Raw genomic sequence first — 15,639 nt, 5'->3', positions numbered from 1 at the left:
CTCTGTCAGTCAAGTTACCCGGCAGCCTACCCTTGCTGCAGGACGTGAATCCGCTTTTCAAGGGGGGGGTGACTGCGGAACCATTCCGCTACAGCTGTCTTACCACGAATGCCAAAAGCCATTAATGATCCGTCAAGTCGCGACTCCTGACTGTATTTGAGTCGCTGCAACGCAGCGATCATCTTGTTTCGGCCCACTAATGAAGCTGATCCTGCATCGGCACGATATTCTCTATGGCGGCTTAACGCCATAACGATAACACTGGCCAATATGCCAAAGACCATTTCCAGCACAAATACCGTTGCCATATATGCAAGGAATCCGCCCTGATTGTTACTCCCCCGCATGGCATTGGCGATAATACGGGCGAAGAAAATCACAAAGGTATTGACCACGCCCTGCAGTAAGGTCATGGTCACCATATCACCATTGGCGATATGGCTGATTTCATGGGCCAGTACACCTTCTATTTCATCTTCACGCATATTTTCCAGCAATCCTGAGGAGACTGCGACCAGGGCGTTATTGCGACTCGCCCCCGTAGCAAATGCGTTCATATCGGCAGAACGATAAATAGCCACTTCCGGCAGGCCGATACCAGCTTGTCTGGCCAGCCTTGCTACGACTGAAACCAACCATTGTTCAGTGTCATTATCAGGTTTTTCTATAACCCATGCACCAGTGGATCGTTTGGCAATCCATTTAGACATCAGCAGGGAAATAAATGCGCCACCAAAGCCGAATATACTGGCGAATACAAGTAAACCGGCATTGCCCCGCATATCCAGGCCAAACAGTGGCATCACGATATTCAGTACGATACCCAGCACCAATACAACAGCCAGGTTGGTGGCGATAAACAATAAAATACGTTTCATCATCTTACTCCAATGACAGCAACTGAATATCTGCTGGTGCAATGCAGCAGGGCATCTGTTAACAACAGTATATTGGGCTGAAGTGGCTATTTTTCAAACTTAAACTGTCAGCAAATATTTCCTGGCCAGGGCCGTGTGCCTGACTTGTTTTGGTGTGGTGGGTATACTGCATCATTGCCGAAGTCGATCAGGAAATATCTATGCGGTTACTAATGTTAAGCAGCTCTAAAGATGGAGATAACGGGTATCTTGAAACTGCACGTCCGATTATAAAACAGTACCTCAACAACATCGATGAATTGTTATTTATTCCCTATGCAGGCGTCACCCTGGGCTGGGATGAGTATACCGCTAAGGTTCAGCACGCCCTTGCGGATATTAAAGTTTCCGGTATACACCAACACAGCGATCCGAACACTGCAATTACACAAGCCAGAGCCATCGCAACTGGCGGAGGAAACACCTTTAATCTGCTTAATGAACTTTACAAGCAGAAGCTGATTGCCCCTATACAACAGCAGGTAAAAAACAACACGCCTTATATTGGCTGGAGCGCCGGTGCCAATATTTGTGGTAATAGTATTCGCACCACCAATGATATGCCCATCATCGCCCCCCCTTCGTTTGATGCTCTTAACCTGGTTCCTTTGCAGATAAACCCTCATTACAGTGATTATCAGCCGCCGGGTCATAACGGAGAAACCCGCGCACAACGACTGGCGGAATTTATGGTTTTAGAGCCAGCCATGCCCATCATCGCGATCCGTGAAGGCGGAGCATTGCTACGCGACGGCAACCGGTTAACGCTTATTGGGCCTCATACCGGTGTACTGTTTAAAGCCGGAGAACAACAAGAGATTGAATCCGGTGAAGACCTTTCCTGGCTTTTAGAGTAAGAGGCATTGTTATGAAAATTGTTGAAATCAATCATCCGCTGGTCAAGCACAAGGTAGGCCTGCTACGCAAAGATGGCATCAGTACCCGCGAGTTCCGTCAACTGGCAAGTGAAATCGGCAGCTTGCTCACCTATGAAGCCACTGCGGATCTGGCGCTTGAAAAAACGCCCATCCAGTGTTGGAGCGGTGAAATTATGGTGGACCAGATTCAGGGTAAAAAAGTTACCATCGTACCCATTTTACGTGCAGGACTGGGAATGCTCGATGGTGTGCTGGAACTGATCCCCAATGCGCGTATCAGCGTTGTAGGCATGTACCGGGATGAACAAAGTCTGAAACCGGTGTCCTACTTCCAGAAACTCAGTGCGGACCTGGATCAGCGCCTGGCGATCATAGTCGACCCGATGCTGGCTACCGGTGGCTCAATGATTGCGACCATTGATTTGCTCAAACAGCATGGCAGCAATCACATTAAAGCGCTGGTATTGGTGGCCGCACCGGAAGGTATAGCCGCGCTGGAAAAAGCACATCCTGATGTGGAGTTGTATACCGCCGCCATTGATGAGCGTCTGAATGAGCACGGCTACATATTGCCCGGCCTGGGCGATGCGGGTGACAAACTCTTTGGCACCAAGTAACGGGAATTACACTCATAAACAAATTCACAACATGAAGCATTTATTCTTTCGTTGTATTTGATTAAAACTCAGAGCAAAGGCGTCAGGTCAAGGTACTGCTGAGAGGATTCAGGATCATTGAGACGCGGGATATAACCCAGAAACGGTGCAGTGAGCCTGTGTTTAAGGCTTTCCAGATTGCTTTTTATATCGGGCATATCCAGTTCGATCTGGTTGGCAACCCAACCTGCCAGTTTGAGACCATCTCTTTCTATGGTCTCTGCACTAAGCACAGCATGATTGAGACAGCCCAGACGCATTCCAACAACCAGAATCACTTCCATTTTTTCCTGCCGGGCGAAATCTGACAGATAACAATTCTGATCCAGTGGCAAGCGCCAGCCCCCGGCCCCTTCAGTAAGTATAAAATCAGGGTTAAGCTTCTCTAGTTCTGCGTAGTGCTGATGCAATGCTGACAATTCTATAACCCGGCCCGACTGCTGAGCAGCAATATGTGGCGCGATAGCCGGTTCAAAGGCATAGGGATTGACCTGTTGATAGCTCAGCTCAATGGTAGAAGCAGCCTGCAATGCAAGTGCATCTGCGTTTCGCAGTTCTTGTGAAGACCCTGAACAACCGGAGGCCACAGGTTTAAACCCAACAACCTTAAAGCGACGACTGGCGAGCTGCTGCAGCATACTGACAGTCACAAAGGTTTTACCCACTTCGGTATCGGTGCCGGTGATGAACAAGCCTTTCATGGAATGCATTTATCCTTATTGTTTCTCTAGTCTTAAAAAGCCAACCTCATAACTAAGTGGCAAGCCTTTGTGCTGAGCGTGTTTCTCTGCGTAAATTTTATCGAGCTGTCGTAACTGCTTACGGGATAAGTGAGAAGCGTTTTGCTCCAGTAGTACGCCGGCGCCAATATCTTTAATTGAATGCAGTACATCAAAAACATCTTTATGCCAGCTGGTAAAGCGTTGTTGAAGCGGGTTGCAGATAAAACCTGCACTGATTGCAGCGGTACACATGGTATTTAATGATTCAAACGTATTGATATGGGCCGATTCGCCTAACACCTGCCAACTCTGATTCAGTTCCGTTAATGACCCCTGCACCATAATAGCCAGGGTTCCCCGGCCTCCGGTTTTCATTACCCTGAACAGCTCTGACAACACCTTGTCCAGTGGTTGACACCATTGTAACGCCATCGATGAGAATACGCTGTCGATACACGCCTCACCGAGGGGCAAATATTCCGCATCGGCGACAGTAAAATGGGTGTTCTGTAATGGGCAGCGCTGGCGTGCCAGCTCAACCATTCCTCCGGCAATATCCAACCCCAGTACCTGATCGGCGGTTTTTGCCAACTGTGAGCTAGCCCTGCCAGTACCGCATCCCAGATCCATAACGATTCCGCCGGTATTTGTATGCATCAGCAGCGCCGATTGGGCAATCTGCCACTGCACCCTGGCCAGTTCATCATAACGACTGGCGGCTTTGCTGAACTGTTGAGCGATTCTGGCTTTAACATCAGATTCAGCAAACATCTTTCAGGCCTTTTGCCAGAGCACGTATCAGTTGCCTGATTTCATCTTGTTCGTGTATAGAAGACAAGGTAACGCGTAACCTCGCGCTACCTTCAGGAACCGTTGGTGCACGCATGGCACCAACCCAGAAGCCTTGTGAACGTGCGTATTCTGCAACCTTAAGAGTCTTATCCGAGCGACCAATAGCCACTGGCTGAATAGCCGTATCAGAGAAGCTGACAGGAAGCCCTTCTGATATAGCCTGTTCACGGAATAGCTGAATATTCTCAGTTAGCTTATCCCGGCGCCACTGGTCCTTATGAACAAGTTTAAGACTGGCCAGTGTCACCTCTGCCATCAAAGGTGACATAGATGTGCTGTAAATATAATGGCGGGCGAAATTAATCAGATATTCATAAAGCTGAGTGCTCAGGGCTACAAATGCGCCGCTTGTTGCCACGGCCTTGCCAAAGGTTCCCATCAGCAACGGCAAAGCCAGTTGACTCAGTTTCCCGGCTTCAATGGTGCCCGCTCCTGACTGACCCAAAACACCAAATCCATGTGCATCATCCAGTAACAGCAGCGCATTTGCCTCAGAAGCCAGTTCAACAATGTCCTGAACCGGCGCTTTGTCGCCATCCATACTGAAAACGCCCTCTGTCATAATAAGGGTATCTTCAGCATCTTTTTGTATAAGCCTGCTTAGATGGGCTACATCGTTATGGGCAAAGCGCTTTAATCGGGCCTGACTGGCAAGAGCGCCATCGAGCATTGAAGCATGGCTGAGTTTATCTGCCAGAATCTGGCCACCATGGCGCATCAAAGTCTGAATCACAGCCTGATTAGCACTAAACCCTGAATTGAACAGCAATACCCTGTCACGTCCAAGGCGTTGACATAAATAATCTTCCAGCCGTTGATGGCTGACGGTATAACCTGTTACCAGGGGTGAAGCTGTACTACCTGAATGAGTATGTTGTGCCGCATCACAAGCAGCCTGTCTGAGGGCTTGTGATTGGGCAAGGCCAAGATAATCGTTGGAGGAGAAATTGTAATACCAGTGGCCATCAATCTTTACCCTCCCCGCCTCACTCTGCTCAATCAGGTGCTGTCGGCGATACAGGTGCCGCGCAGTTCTGGCCGCCAAATCGGCGGCAATAAATTGAAAACTCATGTTTTATCCGGCAATAATCCCTCTAACTAAAGGGGGATTGAATAAACTATGGCCGAGACCAAAAGAACTCAGGCGCTGGCATCATAAAAGAGCGCATCGGTTTGCTGACTATTCAGTGTGTCCATTAATACCGCCTCATGAGCTTCATCGGAATACTCCCGGCTGCGTTCGGTATTGATTCCCAGCTTTTTAAACAGCTGCACATCTGAGTCCTCCTCAGGATTTGAGGTAGTGAGGAGTTTACAGCCATAGAATATTGAATTGGCGCCGGCAAAGAAGCATAGTGCCTGCATCTGTTCATTCATCGCTTCGCGCCCGGCGGAGAGTCGTACATGGCTTTTAGGCATCATGATGCGGGCCACAGCGATGGTGCGGATAAATTCAAACTCATCCAGATCTTCTACCTGATCCAGAGGTGTCCCTTCTACTTTAACCAGCATGTTGATCGGTACACTCTCCGGTTGCTGCTCCAGATTCGCCAGCTGCACCAACAAACCAGCACGGTCATTCGCACTCTCACCCATACCGACAATGCCGCCGGAACATACATTCATTCCCGCCGAGCGTACATTTTCCAGCGTATCCAGACGATCCTGATAAGTGCGGGTACTGATGATTTCGCCATAAAACTCCGGCGAGGTATCCAGATTGTGATTGTAGTAATCCAGCCCCGCATCTTTTAGCATCATCGCCTGTTCCCGGCTTAACATGCCCAGAGTCATACAGGTCTCCAGCCCCAGTGATTTAACGCCTTTAATCATTTCCATCACATAAGGCATGTCTCTGTCTTTGGGGTTACGCCAGGCAGCCCCCATACAAAAACGGGTAGAGCCAGCCTGCCGGGCCTCTTTAGCCCGTTCCAACACCTTTTCAACTTCCATCAGCCGCTCTTTCTCAAGCCCGGTATCATAACGGGCGCTCTGCGGACAATATTTACAGTCTTCCGGGCAGGCACCTGTTTTAATCGACAGCAAAGTACTGACCTGCACTTCATTAGGACTAAAATGCTGACGATGAACCAACTGCGCCTGAAACAACAAATCATTAAAGGGTAGCGAGAAAAGTTCACGTACCTGTGCTGTGGTCCAGTCGTGACGGATTTGAGCGGATGCCTGCATTGGGGATTCCTTTACTTCATTATTTAGCTCCAGTAGTCTAAGCGCGAGCACCGACTTGTCAACTTGTTTCCTTTTTATAACTTTACAACTGGTTAAATAATAATCATGGATTTATCCTTCGATCAACGTCATATCTGGCATCCTTACACCTCGGCAATCAATCCACTCCCCTGTTATCCGGTAGCCCGGGCCGAAGGTGTACATATTGAATTAGACAGCGGAGAAAAGTTGATTGACGGCATGGCCTCCTGGTGGGCGGCGATTCATGGTTATAATCACCCCCGGCTAAACCAGGCTGCACATCAGCAAATCGACAACATGGCCCATGTTATGTTTGGCGGCCTGACCCATACGCCTGCCATTGACTTATGTAAAAAGCTGATTGAAATGACCCCGAATGGTCTGGAAAGAGTTTTCCTGGCTGACTCAGGATCGGTTTCGGTTGAAGTGGCGATGAAAATGGCGCTGCAGTTCTGGGCCTGTCAGGGCAATCAGCATAAAACTCGGTTTCTGAGCCCGCGTAATGGCTACCACGGCGATACTTTCGCTGCCATGTCGGTGTGTGATCCAATCAATGGCATGCACAGTTTGTTTTCAGAGGTGCTCAGTCATCAGATCTTTGCACCGGCTCCGCAAACCCGTTTCGATCAACTCTGGAATGAAGATGATATCGCGCCGCTGGCCCAGTTGATGGAGCAGCATCATCATCAGATCGCCGCGTTGATCCTTGAGCCTGTGGTACAGGGAGCGGGTGGCATGCGCATCTATCATCCGGAATATTTGCGTCGCTGCCGTCAGCTGTGTGATGAGTACGATATTCTGCTGATCTGCGATGAGATCGCCACCGGTTTTGGCCGCACCGGTAAGCTGTTCGCCTGTGAGCATGCGGATATCAGCCCGGATATATTATGTCTGGGCAAGGCGCTGACAGGCGGCTATATGACCCTGGCTGCAACCCTTTGTACTGAAGATGTCGCAGTAGGCGTTTGCCAGGGCAGCCCCGGAGTATTTATGCACGGCCCCACTTATATGGGCAATCCACTCGCCTGTGCGGTGGCTAATGCCAGCCTGGATATCATCCGGCAGGGTGACTGGCAGAAACAGGTCACGGCTATTGAAACTCAGCTTAAACAACAGTTGTTGCCTATCATCGAACTGGATGCGGTAGCCGATACCCGGGTGCTCGGTGCTATTGGTGTAGTGGAAACACACCACAGCGTTGATGTTGCCGCCATTCAACAGCATTTTGTCAGTCAGGGGGTATGGATCAGACCTTTTGGTAAACTGGTATATATTATGCCGCCCTATATCATTTCACCTGAACAACTGGAGCGGGTCATCATTGCCATTCAAACTGCGTTGCAGGAGCCTTAGCAGGTTTTAGCTCCTTAAAGCTTTGAGTTGTCAGTGAAGAGCGTTACGCCTTTGCATCACTCATGGTCAGTGGAGGATCAGATAAACTCCCAGATGAGCCAAAGCAGACTGGCCAGCGTGACGATAAAAAGAAAAAACAGGTTCAGCCACAGACCATCGTTGCGCCGTCGCGCCCGTTTAGCCCGTATCATCAGGGCGACAGCGCTGAGGACAAAACAACACCCAAGCAGAATCAGCAACAGCATCGTCATGGGGGCATCCCAGAAGTCCCGGCTGTCCACATTTCTATAATCAAAAAAGCCGGGGGCTATCTCAGGGCGGGCGTAATGAAATACCAGCATGGCAATAACAAATAAACACCAGCCGAGGATCACACCAATACTGAGAATCCTATATAATGTATCCTGTTTTGCTGGTAACTGACGGCGATCTGCGCCGTTCCAATGTTTATCGTCTTTATTCATCATCGATTTTTGCTTGAGTCTGCCAGCCAGCCAAGTAAGATTACAGCCCTTATCCGGCACAGGTACATATATCTATCTTATATACTACGTGTGTCCGTGGTAACTTTAAATATCACCATTTGATATAATTTTTCGAATTTTCAAATAATTATAGAACACAATAGCAGGATCCCTGCGCGGGATCTCACGGAGAGGTTAAATGGCGCATACCCCAGTAGTTGATATTCTCAAGGGCCAGCACGATGAGGGCGCAACCGTTACGGTAAAAGGTTGGGTGCGTACCCGCCGTGATTCCAAAGCCGGGCTGTCTTTTATCGCTCTGCATGACGGCAGTTGTTTCGACCCTATTCAGGTGATAGCCCTTAATAGTCTGGAGAATTATCAGCAGGTGCAGAAACTGACTACCGGATGCTCTATTGCAGTAACCGGAACCGTAAAAGCCTCCGAAGGTAAAGGTCAGGCGCTGGAGATTGACGCCGCTGAGATTGATATTACCGGCTGGGTGGAAAATCCAGACACCTACCCGATGGCCGCTAAGCGCCACAGCGTTGAGTTCCTGCGTGAACATGCGCACCTGCGTGCCCGTACGAATGTGATTGGAGCCGTGACACGTATTCGTAACTGTTTATCACAGGCTATTCATCGTTTTTTCCACGAGCGCGGTTACTTCTGGATCAGCACCCCTATTGTCACTGCCAGTGATTGTGAAGGCGCAGGAGAAATGTTCAGGGTTTCAACCCTGGATATGCTTAATCTGCCCAAAGATGATAAGGGGCAGGTGGATTTCTCACAGGACTTTTTCGGTAAAGAGGCTTTTCTGACGGTTTCCGGGCAGTTGAATGTAGAAACCTTTGCCTGTGCCATGTCTAAAGTCTATACCTTCGGGCCTACATTCAGGGCAGAGAATTCCAACACCAGTCGACATCTGGCAGAGTTCTGGATGATTGAGCCGGAAGTGGCCTTTGCTGATTTAAGTGATATTGCCCAATTGGCTGAAGAAATGCTCAAGTACGTGTTCAAAGCCGTGCTCGAAGAGCGCGCTGATGATATGGCGTTTTTTGCCCAGCGCATCAATAAAGAGGCTATCAGTCGCCTGGAAAAAGTGATTGGGCAGGATTTTGTACGTATGGATTACACCGACGCTATCGATATTCTGCAAAAATCCGGCAAAAAGTTTGAATTCCCGGTGGCCTGGGGCGTGGATCTGTCATCAGAACATGAACGTTATCTGGCAGAAGAGCATGTTGGCGCACCCATCATCATGCAGAACTACCCCAAAGACATTAAAGCCTTCTATATGCGCATCAACGATGACAATAAGACCGTGGCGGCCATGGATGTACTGGCGCCGGGCATTGGCGAAATCATCGGTGGTTCACAGCGTGAAGAACGACTGGATGTGTTTGACCGGCGTTTAGAAGAAATGGGCCTGGATAAGGAAGACTACAGCTGGTATCGCGATCTGCGCCGCTATGGCACCGTGCCACACTCCGGTTTCGGACTGGGCTTTGAGCGCCTGGTAGCCTATGTGACCGGTATGCAGAATGTGCGTGATGTGATCCCCTTCCCACGCGCACCCGGCAGCGCCAGTTACTGATCAGTCATTCAGCCGTTTATTTCTGCTTATCAAAGAGAAAACAAAAACGGGCCGTTAAGGCTCGTTTTTTATTCACCCCAAAGCTCAAAATACTGTCGACTGTCTTTAGGCTGTTTAGGCAAGGCTTTTGTGACCGGGGTACCCAGATATAAAAAACCAAGGATTTCGTCCTGTTCGGCTAACTGCAGAGATTTTTTCACTTCATCGTTTTGCGCATAGTTGCCGGTGCGCCAGATACCGCTGAAATCCTGTGCCACGGCGGCCATCTGCATCGCATGTACCGCACAGGCGGTGGAGGCCACCTGCTCTATCCATGGGACTTTGTTATGTTCCTGATAGCGGCAGATAGCGATGATTACCATTGGCGCTCTTAATGGCAACTGGGATGCTCGCTCCACATCTTTTTCAGACATATCGGTGTTTATGGCGGCCAGTTCGAACACCTCGCCTAGCTTACGCAGCCCTTTGCCCTGACAAACAATAAAACGCCAGGGGGTCAGGCCCATATGGTCAGGGGAGCGAAGAGCGGCCTGCATAATGTTCTCCAGCGCCTGGCCTTTAGGAGAAGGTGCCTGTAATCTGGGTTGGGAGGAACGCGTCAATAACAAATCCAGTGCTTGCATAAAGGGATATCCAGCTAGATGAAATGGTTTAAACTACACTAAAACATGCCATCTTAACCCGCAGGAGTAAACCGCAAAATATCCGTTATGCATTCAGATAAAGCGAAAAAAAGTGGCAACCTTCATCGGCTTTTTGCAAAGTCCGGGGGCAAAACCAATGAAGACACTGCCAGGTTGATCAAAACCTTTGCCGGAGACGATCACAAACGCATTGCCAAGCTGATTCAGGCCTGGCTTGTAGAAGACGAAAAAGATAAGCCTAACTAGCAGGCAGTGACTGGTTTATCTGTGCAAGCGCCAGAGCAGGATCTTCAGCCTGGGTAACGGGTCTGCCGATCACCATGTAATCGACCCCGACTTTAAGCGCTTGCTCTGGCGTCATCACCCGTTGCTGATCACCTAATGCCGCACCTTCAGGCCTTATTCCCGGAGTAACCAGTTTAAACCCTGAACCAAATTGTTGTTTGAGGCTTTGTGCTTCATGTGCGGAGCAGACAACGCCGTCAAGTCCTGCGCTATTTGCCAAACCAGCCAGATGGCTGACCTGCTGCGCCGGCGTCACCCTGATACCGGTTTCGGCCAGGTCCGCTTCTGACATGCTGGTCAGCACCGTGACACCAATCAATAGTGGACGCTGTTCGCCAAATTCATGCAGGGCGTTTCTGCTTGTTTGCATCATTTTCGTACCGCCACTGGCATGCACATTGACCATCCATACTCCCAGTTCAGCCGCGGCATAGCAGGCTTTTGCCACTGTGCTCGGGATGTCGTGGAATTTAAGATCCAAAAATACATCAAATCCTCGTGTTACCAATTGCTTAACCAGTGCCGGGCCAAAATAGGTAAACATTTCCTTGCCCACCTTTAACCGGCAGGAATCAGGATCTACACTGTCGACAAAGCTCAGTGCTTTATGTTCCGAATCAAAATCCAGTGCCACTACGACTTTTGGGTCTTTCATTTATTCTCCATCCAGCCCTTTTATCGGCTTTACCACACCCCACTTCTTACAGGAGGGACATAACCAGTGTATTTTCCGGCCTGAAAAACCACAGGAAACACAGCGGTATTTAGGCCGTTGTTCAATTTGTTCGTGAATCAGTTCCTGCAGCATACTCAGGCTGAGCCCAACCTGCTCACCACCATCCTGCTGTCGATACTGGGAAATCAGCGTCTCGAAGCCTTTCATTGTAGGTTTTTCACGCAGTTGCCTGAGTAAAAATTCGGAAGCCTGCTGCAAGTGCCCTTGCTTGGCCAGCAGCCGTGAACGTGCAAGGTAGGCGGAAGCGCACTGCTGATAGTATTCCTCCAGCAGGGCTTCAAGCTCTGAACTGTCCCCCAGTTTTTCGGCGCACTGTTCTAATAAGGGTACGGCTTCGCTTAGCCAGGTGACATCCCTTAGTGGTACTTCTTTAAGATAGATCTGAGCTTGTTTGTAACTGTGCTGTTCAATGGCCATCTTACCCAATGCCAGCCATGGCCGTACTGCATGCTCATCGGAAAGTATGGCTTTTTGCAGTGACTTTTCTGCTTTTTCAAACTGCTGTTTTTTGAGATATACTTCTGCCTGTTCGCAATAAAAATGTGATACCCGTTCACACAGTTCCAGGCTATCACCATGACAGTCCACCATTTTTTCTGCCAGCTCGATAGCCCGCTCCCACTCCTTCGTACTCTGATAAATATTGAACAGCTGTTGCTGAGCATCGAGAAAATATTTATCACTGTCCAGCAATTGCAGAAACACAGCCTCCGCTCTTTCGAGAAACCCCGCTAACAGGTAGTCGCGCCCCAACTCTTTCAGGGCCTGCTGTTTCTGTGTATCTGAGAGCTGCTCTTTATCGACCAGATTCTGGTGCACTCTGATGGCTCTGTCTAACTCGCCACGATGACGAAAGAAATTTCCCATGGCGATATGAGTTTCCACCGTATCGCTGTCAATATTGATCATCTTCATCAGGGTATCAACAGCTTTATCCGGTTGATCGGATAGCAGGAAATTCAGTCCCCGATAATAGTGACGGGAAAGAATGCTGGATTGTTTACGCTGTGCCTGACGTACGCTGTTGCGACCCATTACCCAGCCATAACCTGCAGCTACAGGCAAAAGCAGAAACAGAAGTTCAAGCATGGAGCTCAGGAGCCCGGACTGGTATTAGCTGTCCTGGTTCTGCGACGAACCTTGAGGCGGTACCCCATAAACCACAGCAGCCATATAGCCACGGTGACGGCGACACCACCGACAAAACAGATAGCCATCAGCGCAGAAAGCGGCAACTGACTTTGTGCTATCAGGTAATTGACCCGTATCAATTGGTCATTTTGTGCACCAAGGGCCAGCGCAAGAAGAAACACCAGCAAAGCAAGCAATAACGCCAATATCAGTTTCAATGGAATCTCCTACAGGCCGCGCAGTAATAGATTTCAGCGCGGCAGGGAATACAGATGGTTGATTATACCAATGAATTGCATAGAAAAAAAAACGGCATTCTTAAAAAGAATGCCGTTTGCTATTCGGTAATGATTAATGGGTCAGACCGACGTTAACTCTCTCCCTGAGCTCTTTACCGGGTTTAAAGTGCGGTACGTATTTGCCATCCAGCTTAACCGTTTCCCCCGTTTTAGGGTTACGACCCACTCTGGGTGCACGATAATGCAGTGAGAAACTGCCAAAGCCGCGGATCTCGATTCGCTCCCCCTTCTGAAGGGTTTGCGCCATCTGTTCCAGCATTTCCTTTATTGCCAGCTCAACGTCCTTAGCAGGAATATGTTGAGACTGTTCGGCCAGTCTTTCGATTAATTCCGATTTGGTCATGGCAACCTCATTGTCCTGGTAAAGCCCTTACCGTTACCGATGAAGTGAGGGAGGCCAGGACGGCCTCCCGTCCTTTTACTCTTCGCCTTTCGCAGCTTTAAAGGCTTCTGCCATTGCACTGCCAAAGCCACCTTCGTCCTGCTGGTTTACTTTCTCAATCGCTTCTTTCTCTTCCGCCTGGTCTTTTGCCTTCACAGACAAGCTGACTACGCGGTTCTTGCGATCAACACCAACGAACTTGGCCTCAATGTCTTCACCGACATTTACTACTTCAGAAGCATCGTCTACACGATCACGCATCAAATCTGCTGCACGAATGTAACCTTCAACTTCTTCAGCCAGTTCAACTGTTACGCCCTTAGCGTCTACAGCGGTAACCTTACCAACAACGATAGCACCTTTCTTGTTATCTGTCAGATACTTATTGAAAGGATCTTCTTCGATTTGCTTGACGCCAAGAGAGATCCGCTCACGCTCTGGATCAACCTGCAATACGATAGCGGAGATTTCATCTCCTTTCTTGAATTCACGTACAGCATCTTCACCTGTTTTATTCCAGGAAATGTCAGAAAGGTGAACCAGACCATCAATACCACCATCAAGGCCGATAAAGATACCGAAATCAGTAATGGATTTGATCTTACCAGATACTTTGTCGCCTTTATTATGCGACTTGGCAAACTCTTCCCATGGGTTAGGTTTGCACTGTTTCAGACCAAGAGAAATACGACGACGTTCTTCGTCGATTTCCAGAACCATAACTTCTACGGTATCACCCAGGTTAACAACCTTAGACGGATGGATATTCTTATTAGTCCAGTCCATTTCAGATACGTGTACCAGACCTTCTACACCGTCTTCGATCTCAACGAAGCAACCATAATCAGTCAGATTAGTGACCTGACCACTCAGACGGGTACCTTCCGGATAACGATCGGCAATTTCTGTCCATGGGTCACTGCCCATCTGCTTCATGCCAAGTGATACGCGGGACTTCTCGCGATCAAACTTAAGGACTTTAACCTGTATTTCATCGCCAACATTGACGATTTCGCTGGGGTGTTTAACACGTTTCCAGGCCATGTCGGTAATATGCAGCAGGCCATCTACGCCACCTAAGTCAACGAAGGCACCGTAGTCAGTCAGGTTCTTAACAATACCTTTAACTTCAAGCCCTTCTTCAAGGTTGGCCAGCAACTGCTCGCGTTCTGCACTGTTCTCAGCTTCGATAACAGCACGGCGGGAAACCACGACGTTGTTACGTTTGGCATCCAGCTTGATAACTTTAAATTCCAGCTCTTTACCTTCCAGGTGAGTAGTATCACGAACAGGGCGCACATCTACCAAAGAGCCTGGCAGGAAGGCGCGTACGGCATTCACTTCGACCGTAAATCCACCTTTCACCTTACCATTGATCACACCAATGATAGTGGCTTTCTCATCATAAGCTTTTTCTAACTCAACCCAGGCTTCATGACGCTTGGCTTTCTCGCGGGACAGGATGGTTTCACCAAAGCCGTCTTCCACCGCATCCAGTGCCACATCAACGGTATCGCCAACCGCGATTTCCAGTTCGCCTTCAGCATTTTTGAACTGTTCGGCAGGAATGGCACTTTCAGACTTGAGACCCGCGTCTACCAGTACGATATCTTTATCGATAGCAACAACAGTGCCTTTAACAATGGCACCGGGACGGGTTTCAAGTTGTTTTAAACTTTCTTCAAAAAGTTGAGCAAAATTTTCAGTCATAGTTTGATTAATTTACATATTGACATCCACTCAGCACTCCCGCTAATGTGGGGTTGTTCGTATTGGCTCGTACCTTCCTGGCCCCGAGCAGTTTTTACATCGTTTTTAACTGTTATGGAGTTTCTTTTCTACAAATTCCACAACAGTATCAAGCACTTGCTCCACTGTCATTGTTGTGGAGTCAAGCACCAGCGCATCTTCAGCCGCTTTCAAAGGAGCAACAGAACGGTTCATATCCCGCTCGTCCCGCGCCTTGATATCGGTCAAAAGGCGGTCAATGCTAACATCGCGCCCCTTATCTTTCAACTGCTTATAGCGCCTGCTGGCACGCTCTTCAGCGCTTGCTGTGAGGAATATTTTTGCCTCTGCTGACGGGAATACCACTGTGCCCATATCACGGCCATCAGCGACCAGGCCAGGCGCTTCTCTGAACGCTCGCTGACGACGTAACAATGCTTCTCTGACTCTGGGTAATGAGGCGACCTGTGAAGCCAGAGCACCGACTTCTTCAGTGCGTATGCTGTCGCTGACATCTTCTCCTTCAAGGATAATCCGGGTCTGCTCATCCTGTATATCAAAATTCACATCCAGTCCCGATGCCAGAGGCACAAGCCCAAGCTCATCCTGAGCATCTATCTGATGATGCACTGAGGCAACCGCCAACACCCGGTAGATGGCCCCGCTGTCGAGAAAATGCCAACCCAGTCTCGCTGCCAGCATGGTACTGACTGTCCCCTTACCCGCGCCACTCGGTCCGTCGATTGTTATGACAGCTGCTGATTGCATCTTTTCTCCCAATTCT

The 15,639-nt window shown here is 49.1% G+C and carries 18 protein-coding genes; 5 read left to right on the top strand and 13 right to left on the bottom strand.

Features of this window, described 5'->3' with window-relative positions; all coding sequences use genetic code 11:
- Nucleotides 1-26: 26 nt before the first annotated feature.
- Entirely contained in the window at nucleotides 27-878 is an 852-nt protein-coding gene (htpX, locus tag CDA54_RS01365) for a protease HtpX (RefSeq protein WP_099033334.1), read from the bottom strand.
- A 200-nt stretch (nucleotides 879-1,078) separates the two neighbouring features.
- Here htpX and pepE point away from each other — a divergent pair, with 200 nt between their 5' ends.
- Both pepE and upp read left to right on the top strand, forming a co-directional pair.
- The gene (pepE, locus tag CDA54_RS01360) at nucleotides 1,079-1,774 is read left to right on the top strand and encodes a dipeptidase PepE (RefSeq protein ID WP_099033198.1); all 696 of its coding nucleotides are present in this window, start codon (nucleotides 1,079-1,081) and stop codon (nucleotides 1,772-1,774) included.
- 11 nt (nucleotides 1,775-1,785) lie between these two features.
- Nucleotides 1,786-2,412: a uracil phosphoribosyltransferase gene (gene upp / locus CDA54_RS01355; RefSeq protein ID WP_099033197.1), complete on the top strand. Its 627-nt coding sequence runs from the start codon at nucleotides 1,786-1,788 to the stop codon at nucleotides 2,410-2,412.
- Between the two features lie 68 nt (nucleotides 2,413-2,480).
- Here the strand turns inward: upp and bioD are convergent, their stop codons facing one another.
- The 4 genes from bioD to bioB all read right to left on the bottom strand — a co-directional run bounded on the left by bioD (nucleotide 2,481) and on the right by bioB (nucleotide 6,215).
- Nucleotides 2,481-3,152, bottom strand: coding sequence for a dethiobiotin synthase (gene bioD, locus CDA54_RS01350; RefSeq protein WP_099033196.1), 672 nt, complete (start codon nucleotides 3,150-3,152; stop codon nucleotides 2,481-2,483).
- Nucleotides 3,153-3,167: 15 nt separating this feature from the next.
- A complete protein-coding gene (locus tag CDA54_RS01345) occupies nucleotides 3,168-3,944 on the bottom strand; it encodes a methyltransferase domain-containing protein (protein ID WP_099033195.1) in 777 nt (258 codons plus the stop codon).
- On the bottom strand, nucleotides 3,934-5,097 hold the full coding sequence (locus CDA54_RS01340) for an aminotransferase class I/II-fold pyridoxal phosphate-dependent enzyme (RefSeq protein WP_099033194.1): 1,164 nt from the start codon (nucleotides 5,095-5,097) through the stop codon (nucleotides 3,934-3,936). Before CDA54_RS01340 ends, CDA54_RS01345 begins: the two co-directional genes overlap by 11 nt.
- 68 nt (nucleotides 5,098-5,165) lie before the next feature.
- Entirely contained in the window at nucleotides 5,166-6,215 is a 1,050-nt protein-coding gene (gene bioB / locus CDA54_RS01335; protein WP_099033193.1) for a biotin synthase BioB, read from the bottom strand.
- A 105-nt stretch (nucleotides 6,216-6,320) separates the two neighbouring features.
- Here bioB and bioA point away from each other — a divergent pair, with 105 nt between their 5' ends.
- Complete coding sequence (gene bioA / locus CDA54_RS01330; protein WP_099033192.1) at nucleotides 6,321-7,589, top strand: adenosylmethionine--8-amino-7-oxononanoate transaminase; 1,269 nt, start codon at nucleotides 6,321-6,323, stop codon at nucleotides 7,587-7,589.
- A 77-nt stretch (nucleotides 7,590-7,666) separates the two neighbouring features.
- Here bioA and CDA54_RS01325 read toward each other — a convergent pair whose 3' ends face one another.
- The gene (locus CDA54_RS01325) at nucleotides 7,667-8,056 is read right to left on the bottom strand and encodes a hypothetical protein (RefSeq protein ID WP_099033191.1); all 390 of its coding nucleotides are present in this window, start codon (nucleotides 8,054-8,056) and stop codon (nucleotides 7,667-7,669) included.
- A gap of 196 nt (nucleotides 8,057-8,252) precedes the next feature.
- Between CDA54_RS01325 and asnS the strand changes: the two genes are divergently transcribed.
- Nucleotides 8,253-9,650: an asparagine--tRNA ligase gene (gene asnS / locus CDA54_RS01320; protein WP_099033190.1), complete on the top strand. Its 1,398-nt coding sequence runs from the start codon at nucleotides 8,253-8,255 to the stop codon at nucleotides 9,648-9,650.
- Between the two features lie 68 nt (nucleotides 9,651-9,718).
- Here asnS and CDA54_RS01315 read toward each other — a convergent pair whose 3' ends face one another.
- The gene (locus tag CDA54_RS01315; RefSeq protein WP_099033189.1) at nucleotides 9,719-10,273 is read right to left on the bottom strand and encodes an NAD(P)H nitroreductase; all 555 of its coding nucleotides are present in this window, start codon (nucleotides 10,271-10,273) and stop codon (nucleotides 9,719-9,721) included.
- An 87-nt stretch (nucleotides 10,274-10,360) separates the two neighbouring features.
- Between CDA54_RS01315 and CDA54_RS01310 the strand changes: the two genes are divergently transcribed.
- On the top strand, nucleotides 10,361-10,540 hold the full coding sequence (locus CDA54_RS01310; protein WP_099033188.1) for a hypothetical protein: 180 nt from the start codon (nucleotides 10,361-10,363) through the stop codon (nucleotides 10,538-10,540).
- On the opposite strand, the gene pyrF is transcribed toward CDA54_RS01310, so the two are convergent.
- From pyrF to cmk, 6 genes are all read right to left on the bottom strand, one after another.
- Nucleotides 10,533-11,234 carry an orotidine-5'-phosphate decarboxylase gene (gene pyrF, locus CDA54_RS01305; protein ID WP_099033187.1) on the bottom strand — a complete coding sequence of 234 codons (702 nt, stop codon included), beginning with the start codon at nucleotides 11,232-11,234 and terminating at the stop codon, nucleotides 10,533-10,535. The two genes, CDA54_RS01310 and pyrF, sit on opposite strands and share 8 nt — an antisense overlap.
- Nucleotides 11,235-12,404: a lipopolysaccharide assembly protein LapB gene (lapB, locus tag CDA54_RS01300; protein WP_099033186.1), complete on the bottom strand. Its 1,170-nt coding sequence runs from the start codon at nucleotides 12,402-12,404 to the stop codon at nucleotides 11,235-11,237.
- Nucleotides 12,405-12,409: 5 nt separating this feature from the next.
- Entirely contained in the window at nucleotides 12,410-12,664 is a 255-nt protein-coding gene (locus tag CDA54_RS01295) for a lipopolysaccharide assembly protein LapA domain-containing protein (protein ID WP_180237078.1), read from the bottom strand.
- Nucleotides 12,665-12,797: 133 nt separating this feature from the next.
- Nucleotides 12,798-13,088 (bottom strand): integration host factor subunit beta, encoded by a 291-nt coding sequence (gene ihfB / locus CDA54_RS01290; RefSeq protein WP_099033184.1) that lies wholly within the window; start codon nucleotides 13,086-13,088, stop codon nucleotides 12,798-12,800.
- A 75-nt stretch (nucleotides 13,089-13,163) separates the two neighbouring features.
- A complete protein-coding gene (gene rpsA / locus CDA54_RS01285) occupies nucleotides 13,164-14,837 on the bottom strand; it encodes a 30S ribosomal protein S1 (protein ID WP_099033183.1) in 1,674 nt (557 codons plus the stop codon).
- A gap of 105 nt (nucleotides 14,838-14,942) precedes the next feature.
- Nucleotides 14,943-15,623, bottom strand: coding sequence for a (d)CMP kinase (cmk, locus tag CDA54_RS01280; RefSeq protein WP_099033182.1), 681 nt, complete (start codon nucleotides 15,621-15,623; stop codon nucleotides 14,943-14,945).
- Between the last annotated feature and the right edge of the window lie 16 nt (nucleotides 15,624-15,639).

Origin of the sequence: Lacimicrobium alkaliphilum (genome assembly GCF_002591895.1) — a bacterium.
Classification (GTDB): domain Bacteria; phylum Pseudomonadota; class Gammaproteobacteria; order Enterobacterales; family Alteromonadaceae; genus Lacimicrobium; species Lacimicrobium alkaliphilum.
This window is presented reverse-complemented; position numbering and strand designations above follow the sequence as displayed.

Bases quoted from the DNA above. Each gene is read 5' to 3' on its own strand.
- htpX (WP_099033334.1), bottom strand. From the start codon at position 878: ATGAAACGTATTTTATTGTTTATCGCCACCAACCTGGCTGTTGTATTG.
- pepE (WP_099033198.1), top strand. From the start codon at position 1,079: ATGCGGTTACTAATGTTAAGCAGCTCTAAAGATGGAGATAACGGGTAT.
- upp (WP_099033197.1), top strand. From the start codon at position 1,786: ATGAAAATTGTTGAAATCAATCATCCGCTGGTCAAGCACAAGGTAGGC.
- bioD (WP_099033196.1), bottom strand. From the start codon at position 3,152: ATGAAAGGCTTGTTCATCACCGGCACCGATACCGAAGTGGGTAAAACC.
- CDA54_RS01345 (WP_099033195.1), bottom strand. From the start codon at position 3,944: ATGTTTGCTGAATCTGATGTTAAAGCCAGAATCGCTCAACAGTTCAGC.
- CDA54_RS01340 (WP_099033194.1), bottom strand. From the start codon at position 5,097: ATGAGTTTTCAATTTATTGCCGCCGATTTGGCGGCCAGAACTGCGCGG.
- bioB (WP_099033193.1), bottom strand. From the start codon at position 6,215: ATGCAGGCATCCGCTCAAATCCGTCACGACTGGACCACAGCACAGGTA.
- bioA (WP_099033192.1), top strand. From the start codon at position 6,321: ATGGATTTATCCTTCGATCAACGTCATATCTGGCATCCTTACACCTCG.
- CDA54_RS01325 (WP_099033191.1), bottom strand. From the start codon at position 8,056: ATGATGAATAAAGACGATAAACATTGGAACGGCGCAGATCGCCGTCAG.
- asnS (WP_099033190.1), top strand. From the start codon at position 8,253: ATGGCGCATACCCCAGTAGTTGATATTCTCAAGGGCCAGCACGATGAG.
- CDA54_RS01315 (WP_099033189.1), bottom strand. From the start codon at position 10,273: ATGCAAGCACTGGATTTGTTATTGACGCGTTCCTCCCAACCCAGATTA.
- CDA54_RS01310 (WP_099033188.1), top strand. From the start codon at position 10,361: ATGCATTCAGATAAAGCGAAAAAAAGTGGCAACCTTCATCGGCTTTTT.
- pyrF (WP_099033187.1), bottom strand. From the start codon at position 11,234: ATGAAAGACCCAAAAGTCGTAGTGGCACTGGATTTTGATTCGGAACAT.
- lapB (WP_099033186.1), bottom strand. From the start codon at position 12,404: ATGCTTGAACTTCTGTTTCTGCTTTTGCCTGTAGCTGCAGGTTATGGC.
- ihfB (WP_099033184.1), bottom strand. From the start codon at position 13,088: ATGACCAAATCGGAATTAATCGAAAGACTGGCCGAACAGTCTCAACAT.
- rpsA (WP_099033183.1), bottom strand. From the start codon at position 14,837: ATGACTGAAAATTTTGCTCAACTTTTTGAAGAAAGTTTAAAACAACTT.
- cmk (WP_099033182.1), bottom strand. From the start codon at position 15,623: ATGCAATCAGCAGCTGTCATAACAATCGACGGACCGAGTGGCGCGGGT.